Origin of the sequence: Aquitalea sp. FJL05 (assembly GCF_003852595.1) — a bacterium.
In the GTDB taxonomy this organism is placed as follows: Bacteria; Pseudomonadota; Gammaproteobacteria; order Burkholderiales; family Chromobacteriaceae; genus Aquitalea; species Aquitalea aquatilis.
The window spans coordinates 355,533-379,204 of sequence record NZ_QAJS01000006.1 but is presented as its reverse complement, the minus strand read 5'-3'; the positions used below and the strand labels follow the sequence as shown (position 1 = coordinate 379,204).

Sequence of the window (23,672 nt, the reverse complement as noted above, 5' to 3'; positions counted from 1 at the left end):
GCAGCACGGTTTGGGATAGGATTATACCCTGACCTGCTGTTGCCAGACGGTGTCGCCAATGGCCGGGACAGACAAGGGACTCTAATGAAAGACAACAAACCGCGCCGCCGCAAGACCGCCGCAGTGTCCGGGGCGCGGCCCGTGACGGAAAAACAGGCCACCATGCAGCCAGTACACAAATCGCAGAAGCTCGCCAATGTTTGCTACGACATCCGTGGCCCGGTGCTTGAGCATGCCAAGAAGATGGAAGACGAAGGCCATCGCATCATCAAGCTGAATATCGGCAATCCTGCGCCATTCGGTTTTTTTGCGCCGGATGAAATCATCGAAGACGTCATCGTCAACCTGCCGTCCGCCTCCGGTTATTCCGATTCCAAGGGCCTGTTTGCCGCGCGTAAATCCATCATGCATTACGCGCAGGAAAAACAGCTGCCCAATGTCAGCATGGACGACATCATCATCGGCAATGGCGTGTCCGAGCTGATCGTGATGGCCATGCAGGCGCTGCTGGATAATGGCGACGAAGTGCTGGTGCCCGCACCGGACTATCCGCTGTGGACCGCTGCCGTCAGCCTGGCCGGTGGCAAGGCGCTGCACTATGTCTGCGACGAAGAGCAGGGCTGGTTCCCCGATATCGACGACATCCGCGCCAAGATCACCCCCAATACCCGCGCCATCGTGGTGATCAACCCCAACAACCCCACCGGTGCCGTGTATCCGCCGGCACTGTTGCAGCAGATTGTCGATCTGGCGCGCCAGCATCAGCTGATCATCTACGCCGACGAAATCTACGACAAGGTGCTGTACGACGAAGTCAAACACACCTCCATCGCCTCGCTGGCACCAGACCTGCTGGTGGTCACCTTCAATGGTCTGTCCAAGAACTACCGCGCCTGTGGCTATCGCGCCGGCTGGATGATTCTGTGTGGCGAGAAAAAACACGCGCGCGACTATATCGAAGGCCTGAACATGCTGGCCTCGATGCGGCTGTGTGCCAATGTACCGGCGCAGTTTGCCATCCAGACTGCACTGGGCGGTTACCAGAGCATTGATGATCTGGTGGCACCCAGCGGCCGCCTGGCCCGCCAGCGCGATCTGGCGCACAAGCTGCTCACCGACATTCCCGGGGTGACTTGCGTCAAGCCGCAGGGGGCCTTGTATCTGTTCCCGCGGCTGGACCCCAAGATTTACCCGATCAGCGACGACCAGCAATTCATTCTGGAACTGCTGCAGGAAGAAAAAGTGTTGCTGGTGCAGGGCAGCGGGTTTAACTGGATTGCGCCGGATCACTTCCGCGTGGTATTCCTTCCTAACTCGGATGACCTGATCGAAGCGATAGGTCGCATCGCCCGTTTCCTGGCGCGTTACCGCCAGCGTCACGGCACGGCCTGATGCTCCATGCAGCCGGCGGCGCAACAGCCCGCCGGCTATGTCATCCGCGTGAAGACCTCTTGGCAAGCCGGTATGGCCGCCTTGCCAAGAGGCCGTCGGCCCGGGACAAAACACTAGAGACAGACATGGAGATGGTAATGAAACCAATCAATATTGGCCTGATGGGCGTGGGGACTGTCGGTGGCGGTGTCGCCACCGTACTCAAGCGCAATGCCGAGGAAATCGCCCGCCGCGCTGGCCGCGAAATCCGTCTGACCATTGCCTCGCGCCGCAATCTGGAGCTGGCACGCCAGCTGGTGGGCGATGATGTCAAGTTGGTGGCCGATGCCTTTGCCGTGGTCAACGATCCGGAAGTCGACATCGTGGTCGAGCTGATCGGTGGCGACACCGTGGCCAAGGAGCTGGTGCTCAAGGCCATCGCCAATGGCAAGCATGTGGTGACGGCCAACAAGAAGCTGCTGGCGGTGCATGGCAATGAAATCTTTGCCCGTGCCCAGGAACAGGGCGTGATGGTGGCCTTCGAGGCTGCCGTGGCTGGTGGCATCCCCATCATCAAGGCGCTGCGTGAGGGCCTGTCGGCCAACCGTATCGAATGGATCGCCGGCATCATCAACGGTACTTCCAACTTCATCCTGACCGAAATGCGCGAGAAGGGTGCCAGCTTTGCCGATGTGCTGGCCGAGGCGCAACGCCTGGGTTATGCCGAAGCCGATCCCACCTTCGATATCGAAGGTCACGATGCCGGCCACAAGCTCACCATCATGGCCGCGCTGGCCTTTGGCATCCCCATGCAGTTCGATAGCTGTTACCTGGAAGGCATCAGCAAGCTGGACGGCGTGGACATCAAGTACGCTGAAGAACTGGGCTACCGCGTCAAGCTGCTGGGCTTTACCCGCCGCACCGATGCCGGCGTGGAACTGCGCGTGCATCCGACGCTGATTCCGGAAAGCCAGCTGATCGCCAACGTCAACGGCGTGATGAATGCCGTGCTGGCCAAGGGCGATGCCGTCGGCCAGACCCTGCATTACGGCGCGGGTGCCGGCGCGCTGCCGACCGCCTCGGCCGTGGTGGCGGACATTGTCGATGTGACCCGCCTGCTGACCGCAGACCCGGAGCATCGCGTGCCGCATCTGGCCTTCCAGCCGGATCAACTGAAAGACCTGCGTATCCTGCCGATCGACGAGGTATATAGCTCTTACTACCTGCGTATCGGCGCTGCCGACCGCGCCGGTGTGCTGGCCAATATCACCGGCCTGCTGGCAGAAAACGACATCTCCATCGAAGCGCTGATCCAGAAGGGCTCGGCCAGCGAAGGCAATGCCGAAGTGGTCATCCTCACCCACCGGGTGCAGGAAGGGGCCATCAACGCCGCCATCGCCGCCATCGAGGCACTGGAAAGCGTAGCGGGCAAGGTAGTGCGCCTGCGCATGGAAGAACTCAACGACTAAGAACGTGTTCACGTTCTAGCGAACGAAGGGTCAGCCAAGGCGAAAGGGCGTGAAAAAGCGGAATGGACAGGGAGTCCATGAGCATTTTGAACGACTTTTCAACACTGGATCACCCGAGTATCGCAGAGCGTGAACAGGTTCTAAGGCATTCGCCCCGTCATCGCCGACGGGGTGGCAACTGGATGGTGGCAATGGCAAGACTCTGGATAAACGGCGTAGGCATGGCCTGTGCCCTGACTGCATCGGCGTTGTATGCCACGCCGCTGACGCCCGGCCAGCATAATCTGCTGCAGGGCTTCCTGATGCGCGGCTGTATCAAGCGCACCCCGGCATCTGACGGGGTGGCCGAGCACTCCGACGCCCAGGTCCAGAAATATTGCCAGTGCGCCAGCGAGCATCTGGCCAACACCTTCACCTCGGAAGAGGTGATGGGCGTGCTGACCGGACAGATCCGCAAGGACGATCCGCGCGGCAAGAAACGGCTGGTGGAAGCCTCTGCTGCCTGTAGCCGTCATCTGGATGCAAGTAGCGCCGACTGAGACTCAGCTACCCAATGGAACACATCATGGCTACCTTCCCCAAACGCTTGCTGCTGTCGTTGCTGTTGTTGCCACTGTCTGCCTGGGCTGATACCACCAGCGGCAGTCTGGCGGACGATCCCAGCATGGCACCCTATGTCCAGAATTTCAGCCAGCTGATCAGCAAGGGCTGCATGACCAGCTTTGCCAATGACAGTGCAAAGCTCAAGCAGCTGGAACAGCAGCTTGGTCATGCCATTACCCAGCAAAACCGCAGCAGCTACTGTAGTTGTGCCGCCGACAAGGCCATGCAGGCGCTGACCATCGATGACCTGAGCGAAGCCGTGGCCAACAGCATGTCTGGCAGCAAGACCGAGAGTGGCAGCAATACCTTCAAGGCCTTTTCACCCGAGATCAAGAAAAAGATCGTCAAGGCCAGTTTTCAATGTCTGGACAGGTTGACCAACTGATCATGAAGTACCTCAGCACACGTGGCGGCATGCAGCCGCAAAGTTTCAGCGACATCCTGCTCATGGGCCTGGCACCGGATGGTGGCTTGGCGCTGCCGGAAAGCTACCCGCAAATCAGCCGCAGCCAGCTGGATGCCTGGCGCGGCCTGTCTTATGCCGAGCTGGCCTTCGAAATCATCCGCCTGTTCGCCACCGACATCCCCGAGGCCGACCTCAAGGACATCGTCAGCCGCACCTATACTGCGGCCGTCTTTGGCAGCGAGGACATCACCCCGGTGAAGCGCCTGTCCGATGGCCTGGTGATTCTGGAACTGTCCAATGGCCCGACGCTGGCCTTCAAGGACATGGCCATGCAGCTGCTGGGCAACCTCTTTGAATATGTGCTGGCCAAGAAGGGCCAATCGCTGAATATTCTGGGTGCCACTTCCGGTGACACCGGCAGCGCTGCCGAATACGCCATGCGCGGCAAAAAGGGTATCAATGTCTTCATGTTGAGCCCGGATGGCCTGATGAGCGCCTTCCAGCGCGCACAAATGTTCAGCCTGCAGGATGCCAACATCCACAATATCGCCATCAAGGGCATGTTCGACGACTGTCAGGACATCGTGAAGGCGGTGCAGAATGACCACGCCTTCAAGGCCAAATACCAGATCGGCACCGTCAATTCCATCAACTGGGCGCGTGTAGTGGCGCAGGTGGTGTATTACTTCAAGGGCTATTTCAACGCCACCAGCAGCAACGACGAACAGGTCAGCTTCTGCGTGCCGTCAGGCAACTTCGGCAATGTCTGCGCCGGCCATATTGCCCGCCAGATGGGCCTGCCGGTGCAGCGCCTGATCGTGGCCACCAATGAAAACGACGTGCTGGACGAATTCTTCCGCACCGGTGCTTACCGTCCGCGTGGCACGGCCAATACTTATGTCACCTCCAGCCCGTCCATGGACATCTCCAAAGCCTCCAACTTCGAACGCTTCGTGTTCGATCTGGTCGGCCGTGATGGTGCCGCCGTGAAGGCATTGTGGGCGGATGTGGACGCTGGCAAGGGTTTTGATCTGTCGGCCAAGCTGGGCGATGCTGCGCAAAAGTTTGGTTTTGTTTCCGGCAAGAGCAGCCATGCCGACCGCCTGGCCACCATTCGTGCCGTGGATGCCAGCGATGGCGTGGTGGTGGATACCCATACCGCCGACGGTATCAAGGTGGCGCGCGAACTGCGCCTGCCGGGTGAAACCGTGGTCTGCCTGGAAACGGCGCTGCCGGCCAAGTTTGCCGATACCATCCGCGAAGCGCTGGACCGCGATCCGCCGCGTCCGGCTGGTTTTGATGGTCTGGAAGACCTGCCGCAAAAAGTGGTGGTGTTCGACGCCGACGCCGCACGGGTCAAGGCCTTTGTCGAACAGACCCTGGCCGGCTGAAGTCTGCCCGTGTCAGCCAGACAGGCTCCGTCAGGAGCCTGTTTTTCATTGCAGCTTGCAACTGTTGCCGGCTTTGCCACTCTGATGGCAGTCAGCTTACGCCGATACGCATGGGCAACCGGACTGGATACAATGGCAGGATGAAATTCCCTTATCTGTTTCTGAGCATGCTGCTGTCCGGCATGGTGTGCGCTGCGGCCAACCAGGATATGGTGGCACTGGAAAAACTGGCCGACCGCTTCATGCAGCAGGAAGTCAGCCATCGCCAAGCCAGCTACAAGCTGGGGCGGCTGGATCGCCGGCTGGTGCTGCCTGCATGTTCCAGCCCCAAGGTGGATTGGTCCAATACCGCGCAGACCAGTGGCAATACCAGCCTGGTGATTGTCTGCCCTGACAGTGGCTGGAGCATACGGCTGCCGGTCGCCGTCAATGAAAAGCAGCTGGGCGTGGTCCTGACCCGTTCCGTGGCCGCCGGAGAGGTGCTGCAGGAGGGGGATGTGAAGCTGGTGGAAATTGCCAACCCGGGGATGGCGCGCAATGTGCTGAACGAACTGGCTCTGGCTGTGGGCCAGAGCATGCGCAGCGGGGCGCCGGCGGGCAGCTGGCTACGCAATTTCATGGTGCATGCACCCTATGCGGTACGCACCGGGCAGCCGGTCAAGGTATCGGCCGGCGGCGACGGTTTCAGTGTTTTGTCCGAAGGTACGGCCAATGGCAATGCGGCCATCGGCGAAGCTGTGTCGGTCCGCCTCAGCAGCGGCAGGATGGTGCGTGGAATGGTACAGCCCGATGGCACGGTCAGTCTGACATACTGAATAAAGTTTCAAGAGATTGCTTTTTCAGCCGATAATAGATCAAACCCCTAGTTAGTTTGGAAGGTCCCACCATGAAAATCGACAACTCGGGCAGTGCGGTTGGTGCCTATGCCAGCCAGAGCAAGCTGGCCAAGCGCGATGCCGGCACGCAAGCGACTGCTGCCGGCTCGGCCCCGACCGATAGCGTGGAAATCAATCCGCTGGCCAGCCGTATCAGCGCACTGGCAACCCAGGCTGGTGACACCGCGCCGTCGTTCGATGCCGCCAAAGTGGACGCCATCAAGAGCGCCATTGCTGCTGGCAGCTTTTCGGTCGACCCCGGCAAGATCGCCGACAGCCTGATCGCTTCCACCAAAGAATTGCTGAACCAGTAAGCCCGGCAAAATGGTTGACGCTGCCATGAATCAACAACAAGGCTTTGCCGAACTGTGCCAGGCTGAAACTGCCCATGTACTGCGCCTGGTTGAGCTGCTGCAGCAGGAGCAGCAGGTGATGATCGCCGGCCAGGTGCATCTGCTGGAAGCCTTGGCCGACAGCAAGAGCCAGGTGCTGGACGAACTCGCCAGACAGTCGCAGCAGCGCGGCCAGTTGATGAAGACGCTGGGCCTGTCTGATAGCGATACCGTGTATATCTGGCTGGCTGACAAGCCGGCCGAGCGCCAGGCCTGGCTGGCACTGGAAGACCAGATTCACCGTGCCCAGGGCATCAATCAGCTCAATGGCAGCTTTATCGAGCAGCAACTGGGGCAGGTCGAAGAATCGCTGACGGTATTGCGCCAGGCCGCTGCTGCCACGCTCAGCTATGACCGTGGCGGCCAGCAGCCGCAACCGGTAGGTGGCCGGCGCTTTCTCGGTTCGGCCTGAGTCCGTTTTCTCGCTGTTTCTCCCGCCTGTCGCTGCGATGTGGTGGGCGCATCTGTCCCTTATGTGGTATCTTCGCCGCTAGGCCTGAGCAAACCACCATCCAAAAATCTGATGACCCTGATTTCCCTGATATTTGCGCTGGCACTTGAACAGCTGCGCCCACTGGGCAACCGTAACCGCGTCTGGCATGTGTTTACCCGTTATGCCAATCACCTGGAACGCAACCTGAATGCCGGTGCCAACCGGCATGGCGTGTTTGCGTGGATGCTGGCCATCCTGCCGCCGGTGTTGCTGAGCCTGCTGGTGTACTACGCCTTGTATGCTGCCAACCCGCTGCTTGCCATTCTGTGGAACGTGCTGGTGCTTTACCTCACCATGGGCTTCCGTCACTTTTCCAGCGCTTTTTCCGAGATATCCCTGGCCTTGGCCGAGGGGCGTGATCTGGATGCGCGTACCGCATTGTCGCGCTGGACCGGTTTGCCGGCAGCCGAATTGTCGGTGGGAGAGATTTCACGGCTGGCCATCGAGCAGGGCGTGGTAGACAGCTATCGTCACGTGTTCGGCACCATGTTCTGGTTCGTACTGTTGCCGGGGCCGTCCGGTGCCTTGCTGTACCGTCTGTGCAGCATGCTGGGCCAGAAATGGGGTGGTCGTCAGGCTGAGGAAGACCGCTTTGGCCGATTTGCCGGCAGTGCTGCTGCCTGGCTTGACTGGTTGCCGGTGCGTCTGACTGCAGCCAGCTTCGCCGTAATGGGCGATTTTGAAGACGCGGTTTACTGCTGGCGCTCGCAGGCAAAAACCTGGGGTAATTACGCTAACGGCATTCTGCTGGCCTCGGCGGCCGGCGCGCTGGGCGTCAAACTGGGCGATCCGCTCCGACAGGATTACACCATCAAGTTCCGGCCTGAACTGGGCCTGGGCGACGAGGCGGATCCCGGCTTCCTGAAAAGTGCCGTCGGACTGGTGTGGCGCTCGGCCCTGTTATGGTTGTTTGTCGTCCTGTTGCTCAGCGTTGCCAATCACATGGCCTGATGCCTGCTAATCGCCGCCCGTGATGGGCGGCGTTGCCATTTCAGCACGGCCATGTTCATGAACAAGGGGATGCGTCGCCCACTGCGCCGCCATCACCCAACCGAATTGCAGGAGCACACACATGCTGTTTTCCGAACTCGGGCTGTCGCCCGAGATTCTTCGTGCCATTGAAGAACAAGGCTATACCGAGCCTACCCCCATCCAGGCCAAGGCCATTCCGCTGGTTTTGTCTGGTCGCGATCTGTTGGCGGCTGCACAAACCGGTACCGGCAAGACTGCCGCTTTCATGCTGCCCATCCTGGAGCGGATGAAGAAATTCGCCAATACCAGCGTATCGCCTGCCATGCATCCGGTGCGCGCGCTGGTGCTGTCGCCCACGCGCGAACTGGCTGACCAGATCGGCGTCAACGTCAAGACCTATACCAAGTATTTGCCGCTGCGTGCCACCACGGTGTTTGGCGGCATGAATATGGACCCGCAAACCGCCGAGCTGCGCCGTGGCATGGAAATCGTCATCGCCACACCGGGCCGCCTGCTCGACCATATCCAGCAAAAGACCATCCAGCTGAACAAGGTGGAAGTGCTGGTGCTGGACGAAGCCGACCGCATGCTGGACATGGGCTTCATCCAGGACATCCGCAAGATCATGAGCATGTTGCCCAAGGAACGGCAGACCCTGCTGTTCTCGGCTACCTTTGCCACAGAAATCAAGCGCCTGGCTGCGGACTTCATGAAAGATCCGCAGACGGTTGAAGTGGCCCGTCAGAACGCCACCAACGAGCAGGTGGAACAGCTGGTGTATTCGGTGGATGCCGGCCGCAAGCGCCATCTGCTGAGCCATCTGATCAAGACCCGCGACATGAGCCAGGTCATTGTGTTCTGCAAGACCAAGATCAGTGCCGACCAACTGGCGCGTGATCTCAAGCGCGATGGCCTGGTGGCGGAAGCCATTCATGGCGACAAGGCACAGGCTTCGCGCCTGGAAATCCTGTCTTCCTTCAAGGAAGGCAGCCTGCGCGTACTGGTGGCCACCGATGTGGCGGCCCGTGGCCTGGATATTACCGAGCTGCCGTTCGTAGTGAATTACGAGCTGCCCAATTCGCCGGAGGACTATGTACACCGTATCGGTCGTACTGGCCGTGCCGGTGCCAGCGGTATCGCCATTTCGCTGATGAGCCCGGCGGAAACCCGCCAGCATGAGGCCATTGAAAAGCTGACCCGCCAGACACTGACGCCGCAGGTGGTGGAAGGCTTCCAGCCGGGTGCAGCTGCCCCGCGTGAAGAATCGGCACCGCGTCGCGAGTCTTCCCGTGGTGAGGGTGGTCGTGACTATGGCCGAGACGGGGGGCGTGAAGGAGGTCGTGAAGGGCGTACGAGTCCGGTGCGTTCTGCCCCGCGCGAATCGCAGCGTGATCCGATGTCCTTGCCGGCATCTGCCCTGATGGTGGGCAAGTCGGGCGAGGGCCTGAAAACCATCAATCCGACCGCCGGTAGCCGCCGTAGCCGCAAGGCGCAGCGCGAAGTACCGGCACTGCTACTGCCGCCGCGTTACAAGGTGGAAGCCAACCGCTGAGTATTTGCCGCTGCCAGCCCGAAACCGCCCGTCGCCAGACCGGCGGTTTTTTCATGTCTGATGGAAAGGGTGGGTAGAAATGGCGGGCAGAAAAATGGCCCCCGCAGGGGCCCCAAGGAAGCAATGCTCCGTGCGTACAAATCAGACAAAAATCACCAGTGCGGCCATGGCACCATGGGCACCCATTACCAGGCTTTGTTCGATATCGGCGGTGCGGGAGGAGCCGGAAATGAAGGCTCCAAAGCCGTGCTCCGCCATGTCGATGCGGGCATAGGCATCGCGCATGGTGTCTACCATGGCGTCACGCGGCACCACCAGTACCAGCTTCTGGGTGAGGAAATAGATGGAGCGGAAGTGGTTGTCCGGATGGCTCACCCACACGGTGGCGTTTTCTGCCACCGCCAGCTGACCGGGGACGATGGCGACATCGACATCGTGCCAGGCATGCGGATCGCTGACTTCTTCGTGCTCCGGCAGCGTCAGGTCCACCGTGCGCCCGGCATCCGGCCAACGTGCGGCCACGACATCGGCCACGCTCTGGCCATCCGGCAACTGGACGGCATCGCCACCCAGATTGCGGATCAGCGTGGCAAACGCCTCGAATGGGTTGTCATAGCGAATGAAGGGCACGGCATGGATGTCCGGCAAAGCCGTGGCTTGCGGGCGGTTCTGGCGGATACGGGCCAGTATGCTGTCACGCGTGCTCATTGCTGCTCCTCCTTGTCCTTCTTGTCCTGTTTATCTTTTTTGTTCTGGCTGCGCTGCTGGTACTGTTCCTTGAAGCTCTGGGCCGGCATCGGTGGCAGATCACGGCCTGCGCGGCTCCAGGCGCTGTGGCGGGTGAGGCTTTCCGGGATGATGGGCACCACCTTGCGCATCACCTTGCCGCCCAGATCGAACAAGGCCGGATGCTGGGTCAGAAAACGCATGGCCAGCAGGCCCATTTTCTTGCCGGTGGGCAGCAGGTTCTGGTCGAAGGCTTTCTTGCGATGCAGCACCAGCTGCTCGTGCAGATTGATCTTGACCGGGCAGACATTGGAGCAGGAGCCGCAGGTACTGCAGGCAAAAGCCATGCTGCCGTGTTTCTTCATGTCGCGGCTGGGCCCCAGGGTAGAGCCGATGGGGCCGGGAATGATGTAGCTGTAACTGAAGCCGCTGCTGCGCCGGTAAACCGGGCAGGTATTCATGCAGGCCCCGCAACGGATGCAGCGCAGGCTCTGGTAGAAGTCTTCATTGCCCAGGATGTCGCTGCGGCCATTGTCGACGATGACAATGTGCATTTCGCCACCGGGACGCGCCTGGTGGAAATGCGAGGTATACGTGGTGACCGGCGAACCAATGGCCGAGCGGGCCAGCAAGCGGGTGAATACGCCCAGGTGCTCCAGCTTGGGAATGATTTTTTCCAACCCCATGCTGGCAATGTGAAGCGGTGGCAGGCTGGTGCCAAGGTCGGCATTGCCTTCGTTGGTGCACACCACCACGCCACCGGTTTCGGCGATGGCGAAATTCACCCCGGTCAGGCCGGCATCGGCAGTCAGGAAATGCTCACGCAGATTGGCGCGTGCCGCGTGTGTCAGATAGGTGGGGTCGTTATTGCCGGCCTCGGTGCCCAGCTCCTTGTGGAAGAGCTCGGAAATCTGCTCTTTCTTCAGGTGGATGGCCGGCATCACGATATGGCTGGGGGCTTCGTGGCGTAATTGCACGATGCGCTCGCCCAGGTCGGTATCCACCACCTCGATGCCGCGCTGCTCCAGATAGGGGTTCAGCCCGCACTCTTCGGTGAGCATGGACTTGGACTTGACCAGCTTCTTCACCTGCCGCGCCGCCAGAATGCCGTGCACGATGCGGTTGTGCTCGTCGGCATCGGCTGCCCAGTGGACGGTGACGCCGTTTTTTTGCGCATTGGCTTCAAACTGTGCCAGGTAATCGTCCAGTTGCGACAGGGTATGGGCCTTGATTTCGCGTGCCAGCCGGCGCAGTTCTTCCCACTCCGGCAGCTGTTTGGCCTGGGCATCGCGCTTTTGCCGTACCCACCAGATAGCGCTGTCGTGCCATTTGGCCTGGGCACGGTCCTTGAGGAACGCTGCTGCAGCCTGCGGGTGTTTTACGCTGTCGTCCTTCATGCGCCTGCTCCACGGCCAGTGAGAATTTCCACGATGTGCAGCGGACGGATCTGCTTGCCCTGATGGCGGATGATGCCGCCCATGTGCATCAGACAGGAGGGGTCGGCACCGACGATGTATTCCGCGCCGGTGGCCTCATGCTGGGCAATGCGATCCTCGCCCATGGCGGTGGACAGCTCCGGTTCGTCCACGCAGAAGGTGCCGCCAAAGCCACAGCATTCGTCGCGGCGTTCGGGCAGCAGTACTTCCACGCCATCCACCAGCTTGAGGATGTTTTCCAGCCGCGACTGGTAGGGAATCATCAGTTCGGACGGGCTGGCGTGGTGCAGCTCGCGCAGGCCGTGGCAGCTTTGGTGAATGGATACCTTGTGCGGGAAATAGACCGGCTTGGGCAGTTTTTCCAGCTTGAGTACGTCCTGCAGGAATTCGATGATCTCGTAGACCTTGGGCTTGAGCTGCTGATAGGCCGGGTCTTCCGCGATATACCAGTCGTAGTGGTGGGTGACGTGCGAGACGCAGCTGCCAGAAGGGGCGACCACATAGTCGTATTGCTGGAATACGCCGGTAAAGCGCCGGGCGGCATCACAGGCCCCCTTGCTGTCACCGTTATTGGCCAGCGGCTGGCCGCAGCAGGACTGTTGCAGCGGAAATTCCACCTCGCAGCCCAGGCTTTCCAGCAGCTCGAGCGTGGCCATGGCCACATGAGGGAAAAGTTCGTTGATGAAACAGGGAATGAACAGGCCGATTTTCATGGTGCGCGGGGCCTCCGACAGGCTGGAGCAGGGGACTGGCTGCATTTAATCCCCATTTCCCCCGCTTTGCCAATGCGGAATTACCCTTGAGCCTGCTCCCGCCGTGCTCAGTTCGCCTGATCGTTCTGGTTTTTCATCTCGGCAAAACGGCTGATCACCTGCACCACGCCCTTGGCCTGGTGATTGATCTGCGCAATGGTCTGCCCCACGCGCTGCGACAATTCCACGCTGCCGTTGGCCTGTTGCAGCAGGCTTTGCATGCTGGCCACCGCCGTATCGGTGTGTCCCTGGATATCTTGCACCATGCTGCTGATTTCCCCGGTGGAGGAGCTGGTGCGCTCGGCCAGTTTGCGCACTTCGTCGGCGACCACGGCAAAACCACGCCCCATTTCACCGGCACGTGCGGCCTCGATGGCGGCATTGAGCGCCAGCAGATTGGTCTGGTCGGCAATTTCCTTGATGGTCTGAACGATGGAGCCAATCTGTTGCGAGCGATCACCCAGCTGCTGCACTTGCTGGCTGCCGCGTTCGATGTCGGTCGCCATGGTCATGATGCCTTCGATGCTTTGCTCGATGTCGAATACGCCGGCATTGGCCAGTTCCTGCGTCTCTTTCGAGGAGCTATAAGCCAGCAGCGCCGAGTCCCGTTCCATGACCTGTTGTTCTACCTGCTGGCTGATGTCGGTGGCGAACTTGATGACGCTGAGCACCTGTCCGCTTTCATCCAGCACCGGATTATAGTTGGCCTCCAGCCACACGGTGCGGCCATCGCGGGTCAGTCGCTGGATGCGGCCGCAGTAGTGCTGACCGTTGCGCAGGCGCTGCCATAGTGCTTCGTACGCCTGGCTGGCGGCGAATTCCGCCGGGCACAGCAGGCGGTGCTGCTTGCCGATCAGGCTGTCGCGGGTATGACCGGTGGCCAGCAGGAAATTGTCATTGGCACTGATGATCTGCCCGTCCGGGGTAAATTCGATCACCGCCATGGCGCGGTTGATGGCTTGCAGGATGGCGTCGTTGCGAGTGGCGGCATTGACCGCGGCAGTGATGTCGGTGGCAAACTTGACGATGCTGACCACGCGGCCTTGCTCATCCAGCAGCGGACTGTAAGTGGCTTCCAGCCAGATGCTGCGGCCATCGGCACTGCGGCGCTTGACCCTGGCCTGATAAAATTCGCCGCGGCGCAGGCTGTCCCAGAGACGCTGGTAGTCGCTGCTGGCGGTATAGGCGCTGTCGCAGAGCTGGCTGTGCTTTTTGCCTTGCAGTTCGCTCGGGCTGTGATAGCCCATGGTGGCGAGAAAGTTTTGATTGGCCTCGATGATGCTGCCATCCGGATTAAAGCGGATCACCGCCATGGAGCGGTCAAGCGCCTTGCTCAGTTGCTGCTCGGCATAGAGCTGTTGCTTGAGCTCGGCAATTTCTTGTTTCAGTTTGCGATCGAACATGTTTTCCCCGTTATCATCCTGCTTTTAATCGTTATAGCGGATTGGTGTCTGCTCTGACAGTGGCGTTGCCGCTATTGCCATGCAGGCAAGGCTGTAGCAGCTCGCTCAGCCATTGCATGAACACGCGGCAGCGCTGTGGTAACTGGCGGCGGTTGGCATACAGCAGGGAGACAGGCATCGGCGGTGCCTGCCAGTTTGGCAGGATTTCCACCAGCTGCCCCGTGGCCAGCTGGGCTGTCACGCCAGCCTGCGGTGCCTGGATGATCCCCATTCCAGCCAGGCAGGCGGCATGGTAGGCATCGGAATTATTCACCGTCAGTGCGCCCGGCATGCTGTGCTGGCGCAGGCTGCCGGTGCTGTCCTGATATTCGAAACCACCGCGCCGTCCACCCAGCACGCTTTGGTAATGGATCAAGCGGTGGTCGGCCAGATCGTCCAGGCTGTGCGGTGTGCCATGACGCGCCAGATAGTCCGGGCTGGCGCAATTGATCTGGCGCTGCCAGCCCAGATGGCGGGCAATCAGGTTGGAGTCGCGCAACTGGCCCACGCGCAGCACGCAGTCGAAACCTTCGCTGACCAGATCGACCAGCCGGTCGGTGCTGCTCAGCTCTATTTCCAGTTGCGGATGCCTGTGCAGGAAGTCTGGCAAGTGGGGCAGCACGGTGTGGCGGGCAATGGCAATGGGCAGATCCACGCGCAAGCGGCCGGACAAGCGGGCCGGTGTGCTGGCAAACAGCGCCTGCAGCTCCTCCACCTCATCCAGCAAGTCCTTGCAGCGCTGGTAATACATCTGCCCGTCCGGCGTCATGCTGACCTGCCGCGTCGTGCGGTGTAGCAGGCGTGCGCCCAGGCTGTTTTCCAGTTGCTGGATGGCAGTGGAAACGCTGGCCTTGGGCAAGGACAGCTGTGTCGCGGCCCGGGTGAAGCTGCCCATCTCGGCCACGCGCAGGTAAATACGCATGGCTTGTAGCTGATCCATGACATGGCACTCTATTGTCTGGAAAGTGCGAACAGTATGATCGAAGATGGCATGTTTATCACCATAAAACAAAACAATACACTGCAATCCTGCAGATGCATCCTGCTTCTGCCTTTTCATCAGGAGCTTCACATGCAACAGAAAATTGCCCTTGTCACCGGTGGCAGCCGTGGTCTGGGCCAGAATGCCGCCCGCAAGCTGGCCGCCCGTGGTGTGGCCGTGGTGCTGACCTACCAAATGAATCAGGCTGCGGCCGAGGCGGTGGTGGCGCAGATTACCGCTGCCGGTGGCCAGGCCGCTGCCATGCAGCTGGATGTGGCACTCAGCAGCAGTTTTCCGGCGTTTGCCGAACAGTTGCGCCAGCTGTTACAGCAGCGCTGGCAGCGGTCACAGTTTGATTACCTGCTCAACAATGCCGGTATTGGCATCCATGCCGGTTTTGCCGAAACCACGGAAGCCCAGTTCGATCAGTTGCTCAATATCCAGTTCAAGGGTGTGTTCTTCCTCACCCAGGCACTACTGCCGCTATTGGCTGATGGTGGCCGTATCCTGAATGTTTCCACCGGCCTGACGCGGTTTGCTTTGCCCGGCTATGCGGCCTATGCCGCCATGAAGGGCGCGGTCGAGGTACTTAGCCACTATCTGGCCAAGGAATTGGGCCCACGTGGCATTGCGGTGAATGTACTGGCCCCCGGTGCGATTGAAACCGACTTTGGCGGCGGGGCTGTGCGTGATAATGACCAGCTTAACCAGTTTATTGCCCGCCAGACGGCGCTGGGTCGAGTCGGCCTGCCAGATGATATTGGTGCGGTAATGGCTTTGCTGTTGTCAGATGAGGCCGGCTGGATCAATGCGCAGCGTATCGAGGCTTCTGGCGGTATGTTTCTGTGAAAAGAGTGACAGTTTCAAACATTGCCAATACAATTGCATGAGCAATAATAGTCAATATTCAATACAGATAAAGAGCTGCATCTTGCAGCTCTTTTCATTTGCCGCGCACACTTGGCAAGGCAGATTGAAGTGATATGCTTGGGTTGTGAGTTTTCAGCAAGCGAATGTGCTTGTCGATGTGTCACCGTAGTCAGCAGGGTCGCTTAAGTACTTTTGCTGCTCAGATTATTTGTTTTTATTTGAAGATAAATACTTTAGTCGTATGGTATTTGTTTTGTTAATCGATTAATTTTTTGACACTCTGAATGAGTTTGAAGTTACCTGCCGGCTCCATTCTGGCCGGTGAGTGCAGCTTGTTATTCGGCAATAGTCAGTCAAGGTCAGTGTCGCATCATGATAAATATCAAACAAAATTTGACTAATTGCTGTGCGGATCTTTGCTCCGGAAAGGCGGACGAAGAAAAAATCGTCCAGATGATTGCTCTGCTCAAGGCATTTCACGTGCTGTATGTCAATGTTCATACACCGGAAGCCAGGTTGATTCAGCACGTGATTGAAAATCTGAAATCGGTTTATTCGGTTTATCAGTCACGGGATGAAATCGTGCTGATGCCTTACGAAATAAGAGAACTGACCGCTGCCAAGCAGGCCTGCATGGCAAAGTCTGGCCGCCGTGGGGCCAATGTTTTGAATCATCTGTATGCGGTTTATCTGGAATATTACCGCCAAATGTTGAAAGGTAATCTGGCCTGAGTAGCCTGTTATGCAAAGGCGGTGTCATCATGCTTTCCGTGCAACTACAGCAGTTTGATGATGGTCAGTAAAAAAGCCCGCATCGTGCGGGCTTTTTTAAATGATATCGCTGGTTTACAGCCGGTAGCGGTGTACGGCTTCCGTCATGGATGCCACTGCCTGATCCAATTTGTCTGCAGTGGTCGCGGTTTCTTTTGCGGCGTCGCTTGATCGTTCTGCCATTTGTGCAATTTGTTCTACCTGAACGGCAATGGTGGTACTGGCAGTAGCCTGCTCACGAATGGCTTCTGTAATTTCTGTTACCAATTCTTTGGCATTGGATGAGGCATGGCCGATCTGCTCAATGGACTGCAAGGCATCATCTGCGCCATGGACACCTGCATCTACCAGTTTCTGCGTATCCGCCATAGCAACTGCACTTTGTCTTGAGGTCTCGGTAATACTGCGAATGACGCTATCTATTTCACTTGTCAGTGTTGTAGTACGTTCCGCCAGTTTACGCACTTCATCTGCCACCACGGCAAAACCACGTCCCTGTTCTCCGGCTCGGGCAGCCTCAATGGCTGCATTCAATGCCAGCAAATTGGTTTGCTCGGCAATATCCTTGATACTCCCAACCGCAGCAGCCACTTTACTATTTTCCTGCTCCAGCTGATTGATGCGCTGTGTTGCCTGATTCACGGTGGTATGAATCGAACGAATATCTTGTACTGTCTTGCCAATGACCACTTGTCCGGTACCGGCCAAAGCATTGGCTTCAATCGTTTTTTCGCTGGTCGTACCCGCACGTGTACCAACGTGATTGATACTGACAGTCAGTTCTTCCATGGTTGCTGCAATGCTGGCCGACGCTTCATTTTGATGGCTGGCCGCTTGGGAAACATGGTTGGCAGCCAGGGTTAGCTTGCCGGTGTAGTCGGTCACTTCTTTGCATGTGGTGGCGATCTGGCGCAGGCTGCCATTGATGCCTTCAATCAATTTATTGAATGCTGTTGCCGTAGTGCCAACTTCATCATGGGGATGATGTACCGTAACCTTTTTGGTGAAATCCAGGCTGGCCTGAATTTCAGACATGGCATTCTTTAGTTCATTCAGCGGTTTGGTAACGGCGTTGAATGTTCTGTATCCACTGGCTGCCAGTATGATGACAGTCAGTATCAGTGTGATGAGGGTGACTGTTTTTGCATTAGCTGCTTCTTTTTCGGATTTAATGACTTCTTCCGCGACATATTTTTGGTTATATTCAATATGCTTTTCAATATTTTTCAGCAAATCATCTGCTTTGGGAATGACTTGTTCGACGCGTATTTTTTTGGCCAGGGCTAAGTTGCCTTGGTCAAAGGCGGCAAATAATGGCTTGGCTGATTCGTAATAGCTATTGAGTTTTACTTTATCATCATTAAAGTCATGGCGATCTTCATCGCTATTGATGAATTTTTCATAATCGGCAATGGAGTCTTGCGCTATTTTATATCTTTTTTCAAAAAGATCTCTGGTGGCATCTTTTTCATTTTGATTTTCGGATATCAAGTATTGAGTCACCGATAGCCGTAAACGTAGTGCTGATTTTTCAAATTTGGCTAGCGTTATAATGCTTGGATAGTCGCTATTTGAAAAATTTCTAGCAGTATCTGCCAGGGAGTTTTGCGTATAAATGCTGAACCCGCTGATGACTAAAATGGCAGCAAGTGCCAGGCCGATTTGTAGAAGTATTCTCTGAGCGACTGTCATTTTAAATTTCCCTGCTTTGTTTTTTTAAATACTTCGTTGTTGGTAGTGGTTCTCACTGCCCCGGCGATGCATTGAAGAAAATGGTGCATTGAAGCAAATAAAGTGTAGAAGTATTTAACTGCTTATTCAATCTGATCTAGCAGACTTTCCCGTGGCTCTGCGCTTGTCATCCCCGTATTTCCCACTGCATGGACCAAGCCTGTGACCGATAGCTCCACCGCACAGCACACGGTGTAAGGCGCCGCCAGAGTGCAAGCGGGCGGTCAATTTCCATAGTCATTTCCTGCCCACACCCTGCTGTGAAAAGCACGCGCTAGTGCGGATGTCGATTAATGGCGTCGCCGCAAAGAATGAATTGCTTGGGGGCAACAAGAGGCAGCGCTATCGCACTGCGAAGGCTGGTTGCTGCGCCCGGGCTGAATTGCCTTCAGTTTCTTGTGCGAAATTTGTGCGAATTCTGACGCCGCATTAAGCCGCCATCACATCAGCGCTGTTCGGCTGAAATCCTTGCTGGGCCTTGGTTTTACGCGGTTTTGCGCGGTTTGGTGTGGCTTGTGAATGGCGGAAGAGAATGGGAGTCGAACCCACCTGGGACCGCTGGCGGCCCCCTCTGGTTTTGAAGACCAGCCACCCCACCGGGGATGCCTCTCTTCCGTGTCGGCCGATTATACCGGTTTCAGCCGCTGGGTGAAGTTTGGCCCTCCGCCTGGGCGGGGGTGGTGCTGTGGTGGGTGAACAGCAGGTTTTCGCGCAGCAGGTGACGGTCGGCCAGGCGGCGGGTGAAGCCGCTGCGATCAAAGAATTCCAGAATCTGGATCGCCAGCTTGCGGCCACAACCCAGCTGGTTGCGAAAGCTGGCGGCATCGGCATGGCCGTGTTGCTGACACAGCTGGCGGACGATGTCCGCCATGTGCTGCACGGTGTCGGCGGCAAAGTAGCGGTCTTGCACCACGGCGACGACATGGCCCAGCCGGGCGGCCTTGCGTAGCAGCTGCCTGAGCTGTTCTTCTTCGATGTCGCTGGCGGCGGCCAGATCGCGCACCCAGTGTGGCTCGCTGCTATTGGCAAAGCAGGGGGCCAGCTGCTGCCAATGCGCTTCTTCCTGAGACGTGAATCCAAGCACATGTTGCGGCAGGTGCACCCAGCCACGGGTCTGGCGCAGGCTGCCTTGTTGCAGCAGTTGCTCCAGCAGCAGATTGACCGTTGCTTCCGGTTCGCCAGGCAAGGCCAGCCGACGCAGGCGGCCACGGCTGGCACCCAGCTGGTCGGGGTGTTGTTGATGCAGTCTGGCCAGTCCATCCAGCAGTTTTTGCTGCAAGCCGGTCCAGCGCTCGGCCGCGTAGAGGCGGTCCGCTACCTGCTGGCCAGTGTTGTGTTGCAGCAGGGCCTGCATGCTGGCGACCGGCAGCTGGTTGGCCCAGGCAAAGTCGTCCAGCATGACCGCCTGCTGACTGCTGAGCAGCGCTAGCTTGGCTGGCAGGCTCAGCATGGGGTCTTGCAAGTGATGCAGATGGTCTAGCCGCTCAGGCAGGCGCTTGCCTCGCGCTGGCGGTTGCAATTCCAGCACTTGTGCGCCGGCGATGGTGTCGCGGGCGCTGGCGTCACGCAAGATGAGCCGGTCGCCATCGGCCAGCCACAGCGGCTGATCCAGCGTCAGTTCGGCCAGCGTCTGGGCACCGGCTTCCAGCTGGCTGCGGCAGAGCAGCACCAGGCGGCCGGTGGTGTGGCGGGCGGCGTGGTGGATATGCACGGCCTGCCAGTGCTTGAGCGGGGCAATGGCCTGCAGGGCGATGGTGATGCGCTGGCTGGGCGGCGGCGGAGCGCTGGCCAGCAGCCAGTCGCCACGTTGAAGCTGCTGCTTTTCCACATCGCCAACCAGATTGAGTGCAATGCGCTGGCCGGCCTGGCCATGGGTGGCGGCGGCATTCTGTACGTGCAGGCTACGTACCCGCACCGTCACATTGCGCCCGCTCAGCCACAGCTTGTCGCCAACGGCCACGCGCCCGCCCAGTGCGGTGCCGGTGACCACCAGCCCGGCACCGCTGAGGGTGAAGGCGCGGTCGATGGCCAGCCGGAAGCGCAAGTTGGCGGCAGCCTCCGGCAGGCTGCTTTGCTGCAGCAGATGCTGGCGCAAGCTGTCGATTCCCTCGCCGCTGTGGCTGGAGACGACAAACAGCGGGGCGTCGGCCCAGCGGCTGTCTTGCAGCAATTGGCGGATATCGGTGGCGACTTGTTGCAGACGCGCCGGGTCGACCAGATCGCATTTGCTGATGACCACGCTCAGTTGCGGGATGCCGCTGAGTTGCAGAATGGCCAGGTGTTCACGCGTTTGCGGCATGATGCCGTCGTCGGCAGCCACCACCAGCAGGGCGTGGGGAATGCCGGACAGGCCGCACAACATATTGGCCAGAAATTTCTCGTGGCCGGGCACATCGACAAAGCCCAGCACCCGGCCATCCGCCAGCGGCAGATAGACATAACCCAGGTCTATGGTCATGCCGCGCTTTTTCTCTTCGGGCAGGCGGTCGGCATTGTGGCCGGTCAGCGCCTGCAGCAGCGCGGTTTTGCCGTGGTCGATGTGGCCGGCGGTGGCGAAAATCATGCGATGGAGTGATCGGCCGGATGTTCCAGCCCCACCGGGTCGATATGGGTCATGACATTGAGTACCGGGTGTTGCTGCATCACCATGTCGCGGGCGCGTTCGGCGATGTCGTGGGCATCAAATACATTCATGTGGCCATCCACTTCCAGGTGGACATCCACCACGATCAGGTCACCCATTTTGCGGGTGCGCAAATCATGCAGTGCCAGCACGCCGGGCGTGACCAGCAGGGTCTGGCGGATGGCTTCGGTTTCTTCGGTATCGGCAGCGCGGTCCATCAGGTCGTGCAGCGAATTCCAGGCGAAGCTCCAGCCCATCTTGCCGACGATGAAGCCGACAATCAGTGCGGCGATGGGATCGAGAATCGGATAGCCCATCAGGTTGCCGACAATGCCGATGGCCACCACCAACGACGATGCAGCATCGGAACGGGCATGCCAGGCATTGGCCACCAGCATGCTGGAACGTACACGCTGGGCGACGGCCAGCATGAAGCGGAACAGCAATTCCTTGGAGACCAGCGCCACCAGTGCTACCCACAGCGCAATGCTGTGCACGGTGGGAATGGCCGACGGATCGTGAAACTTCACCGCTGCCGACCACAGCATGCCGATGCCCACGGCCAGCAGCAGCAGGCCCAGTACCAGCGAGGCGGCGTTTTCATAGCGCTGGTGGCCGTACTGGTGGTCGGCATCCGGGGCCTTGCGGCTGTGATGGCCGGCCAGCAGTACCACGAAGTCGGATAGCAGGTCGGACAGCGAATGAATACCGTCGGCCACCAGCGCCTGGGATTTGGCGAACATGCCGATCAGGATCTGTGCGCTGGCCAGTACGATATTGACCCAGACGCTGACCATGGTGCTGCGGTGGGCTGCCTTGTTGCGTGCGGCATCATCTACCGTCTCGTGTGGGGAATGGCTGGTGTGTATGGTCATGGCAAAACAGTCCGGATCAGGTGGGGGAGTGCAGTATGCCATAGCTGGCTTAAGTTTTTATTAATTGGGTTCTATTTTATGGTAAACAAAAACAATAATAAGAATGATCTGCATTTCGGCGATGTTGGCGGCTGATCATGTCAGAATACCGCCTGTTATCCCTCCTGCTCCGGAATGATCTTGGCTCTGTTGCTCAAGTCCCTGCTCGGTGCGCTGGCGGTGGTGCTGATCAGCCTGCTGTCGCGCTCGCGCAATTACTATATTGCCGGCCTGGTGCCGCTGTTTCCCACTTTTGCGCTGATTGCCCACTACATTGTCGGTAGCGAGCGCGGACCGGTTGCGCTGAAAACCACCGTGCTGTTCGGCATGTGGTCCTTGCTACCGTATTTTGTTTACCTGTTCAGCCTGTATTGCCTGGTCGACCGCCTGCGGCTGCCCTGGGCACTGGCCGCCGCCACGCTAAGCTGGGCGGTGGCAGCCTTTGTGCTGATCCAGGCCTGGAGCCGCTGGCACGGCTAGCCGGGCGAACTGGCTGAGTCTGTCGGCAGCAGGTTGGCGAGAAAAGCGGCTTCATCTTCCAGACAGCGCAGGTCCAGCCACAGTTTGCCATCGTATAGCCGGCCAATCACCGGGGCGGGCAGGCTGCGCAGGCGGCTGGCCAGCGCTTCCAGCGTGCTGCCGCGGCCATCGCGGGCACTGAAGGTAATGGCCCAGCTGGGCAGGCGATCCACCGGTAGCGAACCACTGCCAATCTGCGACAGGCAGGCGGCGCTGGCAGTGTCGAATTCAGCCCCGGCAAAGCTGCTCAGACTGTCCTGCAGGCGCGTGGCTTGCTCTTGCATGTCGGCTTGCGGGCGGGTCAGCCGACGCAGGGTGGGCAGTTGCCGGGTCAGCTTGTCCGGTTGCAGATAGAGTCGCAGCGTGGCTTCCAGCGCGGCCAGTGTCATCTTGTCGCAGCGCAGGGCGCGCTTGAGCGGGTGTTGCTGGATTTGGTCTATCCAGCTTTTCTTGCCGATGATCAGCCCGGCTTGCGGGCCGCCCAGCAGTTTGTCGCCGGAGAAACTCACCAGATCCACGCCCTGAGCAATCATCTGCTGCGGCATGGGTTCGGCCGGCAGGCCATGGGCGGACAGGTCGATCAGCGCGCCCGAGCCCAGATCGGTTGCCGCTGGCAAGCCGTGATGGTGGGCCAGTTCGGCCAGCTCGGCTTCGCTGACGCTGTGGGTGAAGCCTTCGATATGGTAATTGCTGGTGTGCACCTTCATCAGCAGCCCGGTTTCCGTATTGATGGCCTGGCTGTAATCGCGCAGATGGGTGCGGTTGGTTGCGCCCACTTCTACCAGCCGGCAGCCGGCCTGACGCATCACATCCGGCATGCGGAAGGCACCGCCGATTTCTACCAGCTCGCCACGCGACACCACCACCTCGCGCCCGGCTGCCACGGTGGAGAGCAGGATCAGCACGGCAGCGGCATTGTTGTTCACCACGCAAGCGGCTTCGGCACCGGTCAGCTCCTGCAGTAATTCGCTGATGGCGTTATCCCGATGGCCACGGCCGGCCCCGTCCAGATCGTATTCCAGTGTTACCGATTCGCGCATGGCGCGGCTGACGGCGGCGACGGCTTCTTCCGCCATCGGCGCGCGGCCCAGATTGGTATGCAGCACGGTGCCGCTGAGATTGAACACCGGCCGCATCTGCATGTGCTGGCGGCTGGCCACACGCTGGCTGGCAGCCTGTGCCAGTTGTTGTTCGTCTTCGGCCCAGCCGGGCAGGCTGTGGTTGGCGCGGATGTACTGGCGTGCCTCATCCAGCGTCTGGCGCACGGCTTCGGCCAGTGCGGCGCTGCCATGGCGGTCGATGACCTTTTCCAGCAGGCGGTGATTGAGCAGCCGGTCTACCGAGGGCAGGCGGGCATACAGGTTTTTCAGCTCCATGGGGCC

At 59.1% G+C, this 23,672-nt stretch carries 22 protein-coding genes and 1 tRNA gene; 13 read left to right on the top strand and 10 right to left on the bottom strand.

The window, feature by feature from the left end:
* Positions 1–162 precede the first annotated feature (162 nt).
* The 10 genes from DBR44_RS06595 to DBR44_RS06550 all read left to right on the top strand — a co-directional run bounded on the left by DBR44_RS06595 (position 163) and on the right by DBR44_RS06550 (position 9,524).
* A complete protein-coding gene (locus DBR44_RS06595; RefSeq protein WP_124643317.1) occupies positions 163–1,392 on the top strand; it encodes a pyridoxal phosphate-dependent aminotransferase in 1,230 nt (409 codons plus the stop codon).
* Between the two features lie 137 nt (positions 1,393–1,529).
* On the top strand, positions 1,530–2,840 hold the full coding sequence (locus tag DBR44_RS06590; RefSeq protein WP_124643185.1) for a homoserine dehydrogenase: 1,311 nt from the start codon (positions 1,530–1,532) through the stop codon (positions 2,838–2,840).
* Between the two features lie 191 nt (positions 2,841–3,031).
* The gene (locus DBR44_RS06585; protein WP_124643183.1) at positions 3,032–3,379 is read left to right on the top strand and encodes a hypothetical protein; all 348 of its coding nucleotides are present in this window, start codon (positions 3,032–3,034) and stop codon (positions 3,377–3,379) included.
* Positions 3,380–3,405: 26 nt separating this feature from the next.
* Positions 3,406–3,828, top strand: coding sequence for a hypothetical protein (locus DBR44_RS06580; RefSeq protein WP_124643181.1), 423 nt, complete (start codon positions 3,406–3,408; stop codon positions 3,826–3,828).
* A 2-nt stretch (positions 3,829–3,830) separates the two neighbouring features.
* Positions 3,831–5,240: a threonine synthase gene (thrC, locus tag DBR44_RS06575; protein WP_124643315.1), complete on the top strand. Its 1,410-nt coding sequence runs from the start codon at positions 3,831–3,833 to the stop codon at positions 5,238–5,240.
* A 140-nt stretch (positions 5,241–5,380) separates the two neighbouring features.
* On the top strand, positions 5,381–6,055 hold the full coding sequence (gene flgA / locus DBR44_RS06570) for a flagellar basal body P-ring formation chaperone FlgA (protein ID WP_233578402.1): 675 nt from the start codon (positions 5,381–5,383) through the stop codon (positions 6,053–6,055).
* A gap of 71 nt (positions 6,056–6,126) precedes the next feature.
* Entirely contained in the window at positions 6,127–6,429 is a 303-nt protein-coding gene (gene flgM / locus DBR44_RS06565; RefSeq protein ID WP_124643179.1) for a flagellar biosynthesis anti-sigma factor FlgM, read from the top strand.
* 25 nt (positions 6,430–6,454) lie between these two features.
* Positions 6,455–6,919 (top strand): flagella synthesis protein FlgN, encoded by a 465-nt coding sequence (locus DBR44_RS06560; protein WP_158613568.1) that lies wholly within the window; start codon positions 6,455–6,457, stop codon positions 6,917–6,919.
* Positions 6,920–7,030: 111 nt separating this feature from the next.
* Positions 7,031–7,951 carry a CobD/CbiB family protein gene (locus DBR44_RS06555; RefSeq protein WP_124643175.1) on the top strand — a complete coding sequence of 307 codons (921 nt, stop codon included), beginning with the start codon at positions 7,031–7,033 and terminating at the stop codon, positions 7,949–7,951.
* Positions 7,952–8,072: 121 nt separating this feature from the next.
* Positions 8,073–9,524, top strand: coding sequence for a DEAD/DEAH box helicase (locus DBR44_RS06550; protein ID WP_124643173.1), 1,452 nt, complete (start codon positions 8,073–8,075; stop codon positions 9,522–9,524).
* Between the two features lie 141 nt (positions 9,525–9,665).
* Here the strand turns inward: DBR44_RS06550 and DBR44_RS06545 are convergent, their stop codons facing one another.
* From DBR44_RS06545 to DBR44_RS06525, 5 genes are all read right to left on the bottom strand, one after another.
* Entirely contained in the window at positions 9,666–10,232 is a 567-nt protein-coding gene (locus DBR44_RS06545; protein WP_124643171.1) for an LUD domain-containing protein, read from the bottom strand.
* Complete coding sequence (locus DBR44_RS06540) at positions 10,229–11,647, bottom strand: lactate utilization protein B (protein ID WP_124643164.1); 1,419 nt, start codon at positions 11,645–11,647, stop codon at positions 10,229–10,231. The genes DBR44_RS06545 and DBR44_RS06540 overlap by 4 nt, the downstream gene beginning before the upstream one ends.
* Positions 11,644–12,444, bottom strand: a complete 801-nt coding sequence (locus DBR44_RS06535) for a (Fe-S)-binding protein (RefSeq protein ID WP_233578400.1) — start codon at positions 12,442–12,444, stop codon at positions 11,644–11,646. The genes DBR44_RS06540 and DBR44_RS06535 overlap by 4 nt, the downstream gene beginning before the upstream one ends.
* A gap of 62 nt (positions 12,445–12,506) precedes the next feature.
* Positions 12,507–13,841: a PAS domain-containing methyl-accepting chemotaxis protein gene (locus tag DBR44_RS20020; RefSeq protein ID WP_124643162.1), complete on the bottom strand. Its 1,335-nt coding sequence runs from the start codon at positions 13,839–13,841 to the stop codon at positions 12,507–12,509.
* A gap of 31 nt (positions 13,842–13,872) precedes the next feature.
* Positions 13,873–14,820 (bottom strand): LysR family transcriptional regulator, encoded by a 948-nt coding sequence (locus DBR44_RS06525; RefSeq protein ID WP_124643161.1) that lies wholly within the window; start codon positions 14,818–14,820, stop codon positions 13,873–13,875.
* Positions 14,821–14,952: 132 nt separating this feature from the next.
* On the opposite strand from DBR44_RS06525, the gene DBR44_RS06520 reads away from it, so the two are divergent.
* Entirely contained in the window at positions 14,953–15,711 is a 759-nt protein-coding gene (locus DBR44_RS06520) for an SDR family NAD(P)-dependent oxidoreductase (protein ID WP_124643159.1), read from the top strand.
* A gap of 393 nt (positions 15,712–16,104) precedes the next feature.
* The gene (locus tag DBR44_RS06515; protein ID WP_124643157.1) at positions 16,105–16,464 is read left to right on the top strand and encodes a hypothetical protein; all 360 of its coding nucleotides are present in this window, start codon (positions 16,105–16,107) and stop codon (positions 16,462–16,464) included.
* A 114-nt stretch (positions 16,465–16,578) separates the two neighbouring features.
* On the opposite strand, the gene DBR44_RS06510 is transcribed toward DBR44_RS06515, so the two are convergent.
* From DBR44_RS06510 to DBR44_RS06495, 4 genes are all read right to left on the bottom strand, one after another.
* Positions 16,579–18,195 (bottom strand): methyl-accepting chemotaxis protein, encoded by a 1,617-nt coding sequence (locus tag DBR44_RS06510; RefSeq protein WP_124643155.1) that lies wholly within the window; start codon positions 18,193–18,195, stop codon positions 16,579–16,581.
* 559 nt (positions 18,196–18,754) lie between these two features.
* A tRNA-Sec gene (locus DBR44_RS06505) sits at positions 18,755–18,849 on the bottom strand.
* A 22-nt stretch (positions 18,850–18,871) separates the two neighbouring features.
* Complete coding sequence (gene selB / locus DBR44_RS06500; protein WP_124643153.1) at positions 18,872–20,797, bottom strand: selenocysteine-specific translation elongation factor; 1,926 nt, start codon at positions 20,795–20,797, stop codon at positions 18,872–18,874.
* On the bottom strand, positions 20,794–21,732 hold the full coding sequence (locus DBR44_RS06495) for a cation diffusion facilitator family transporter (protein WP_124643151.1): 939 nt from the start codon (positions 21,730–21,732) through the stop codon (positions 20,794–20,796). Before DBR44_RS06495 ends, selB begins: the two co-directional genes overlap by 4 nt.
* A gap of 180 nt (positions 21,733–21,912) precedes the next feature.
* Between DBR44_RS06495 and DBR44_RS06490 the strand changes: the two genes are divergently transcribed.
* Positions 21,913–22,251, top strand: a complete 339-nt coding sequence (locus DBR44_RS06490; protein ID WP_124643149.1) for a GlpM family protein — start codon at positions 21,913–21,915, stop codon at positions 22,249–22,251.
* On the opposite strand, the gene selA is transcribed toward DBR44_RS06490, so the two are convergent.
* A complete protein-coding gene (gene selA, locus DBR44_RS06485) occupies positions 22,248–23,666 on the bottom strand; it encodes an L-seryl-tRNA(Sec) selenium transferase (RefSeq protein WP_124643147.1) in 1,419 nt (472 codons plus the stop codon). The genes DBR44_RS06490 and selA overlap by 4 nt on opposite strands.
* Positions 23,667–23,672: the final 6 nt, after the last annotated feature.

Excerpts from the sequence above, each read along its gene's own strand:
- thrC (WP_124643315.1), top strand. The coding sequence starts at position 3,831 with ATGAAGTACCTCAGCACACGTGGCGGCATGCAGCCGCAAAGTTTCAGC.
- selB (WP_124643153.1), bottom strand. The coding sequence starts at position 20,797 with ATGATTTTCGCCACCGCCGGCCACATCGACCACGGCAAAACCGCGCTG.
- DBR44_RS06535 (WP_233578400.1), bottom strand. The coding sequence starts at position 12,444 with ATGCAGCCAGTCCCCTGCTCCAGCCTGTCGGAGGCCCCGCGCACCATG.
- DBR44_RS06555 (WP_124643175.1), top strand. The coding sequence starts at position 7,031 with ATGACCCTGATTTCCCTGATATTTGCGCTGGCACTTGAACAGCTGCGC.
- DBR44_RS06525 (WP_124643161.1), bottom strand. The coding sequence starts at position 14,820 with ATGGATCAGCTACAAGCCATGCGTATTTACCTGCGCGTGGCCGAGATG.
- DBR44_RS06590 (WP_124643185.1), top strand. The coding sequence starts at position 1,530 with ATGAAACCAATCAATATTGGCCTGATGGGCGTGGGGACTGTCGGTGGC.
- DBR44_RS06560 (WP_158613568.1), top strand. The coding sequence starts at position 6,455 with ATGAATCAACAACAAGGCTTTGCCGAACTGTGCCAGGCTGAAACTGCC.
- DBR44_RS06515 (WP_124643157.1), top strand. The coding sequence starts at position 16,105 with ATGATAAATATCAAACAAAATTTGACTAATTGCTGTGCGGATCTTTGC.
- DBR44_RS06550 (WP_124643173.1), top strand. The coding sequence starts at position 8,073 with ATGCTGTTTTCCGAACTCGGGCTGTCGCCCGAGATTCTTCGTGCCATT.
- DBR44_RS06585 (WP_124643183.1), top strand. The coding sequence starts at position 3,032 with ATGGCAAGACTCTGGATAAACGGCGTAGGCATGGCCTGTGCCCTGACT.
- DBR44_RS06540 (WP_124643164.1), bottom strand. The coding sequence starts at position 11,647 with ATGAAGGACGACAGCGTAAAACACCCGCAGGCTGCAGCAGCGTTCCTC.
- DBR44_RS06510 (WP_124643155.1), bottom strand. The coding sequence starts at position 18,195 with ATGACAGTCGCTCAGAGAATACTTCTACAAATCGGCCTGGCACTTGCT.
- DBR44_RS06580 (WP_124643181.1), top strand. The coding sequence starts at position 3,406 with ATGGCTACCTTCCCCAAACGCTTGCTGCTGTCGTTGCTGTTGTTGCCA.
- flgM (WP_124643179.1), top strand. The coding sequence starts at position 6,127 with ATGAAAATCGACAACTCGGGCAGTGCGGTTGGTGCCTATGCCAGCCAG.
- DBR44_RS06545 (WP_124643171.1), bottom strand. The coding sequence starts at position 10,232 with ATGAGCACGCGTGACAGCATACTGGCCCGTATCCGCCAGAACCGCCCG.
- DBR44_RS06495 (WP_124643151.1), bottom strand. The coding sequence starts at position 21,732 with ATGACCATACACACCAGCCATTCCCCACACGAGACGGTAGATGATGCC.
- DBR44_RS20020 (WP_124643162.1), bottom strand. The coding sequence starts at position 13,841 with ATGTTCGATCGCAAACTGAAACAAGAAATTGCCGAGCTCAAGCAACAG.
- selA (WP_124643147.1), bottom strand. The coding sequence starts at position 23,666 with ATGGAGCTGAAAAACCTGTATGCCCGCCTGCCCTCGGTAGACCGGCTG.
- DBR44_RS06595 (WP_124643317.1), top strand. The coding sequence starts at position 163 with ATGCAGCCAGTACACAAATCGCAGAAGCTCGCCAATGTTTGCTACGAC.
- flgA (WP_233578402.1), top strand. The coding sequence starts at position 5,381 with ATGAAATTCCCTTATCTGTTTCTGAGCATGCTGCTGTCCGGCATGGTG.
- DBR44_RS06520 (WP_124643159.1), top strand. The coding sequence starts at position 14,953 with ATGCAACAGAAAATTGCCCTTGTCACCGGTGGCAGCCGTGGTCTGGGC.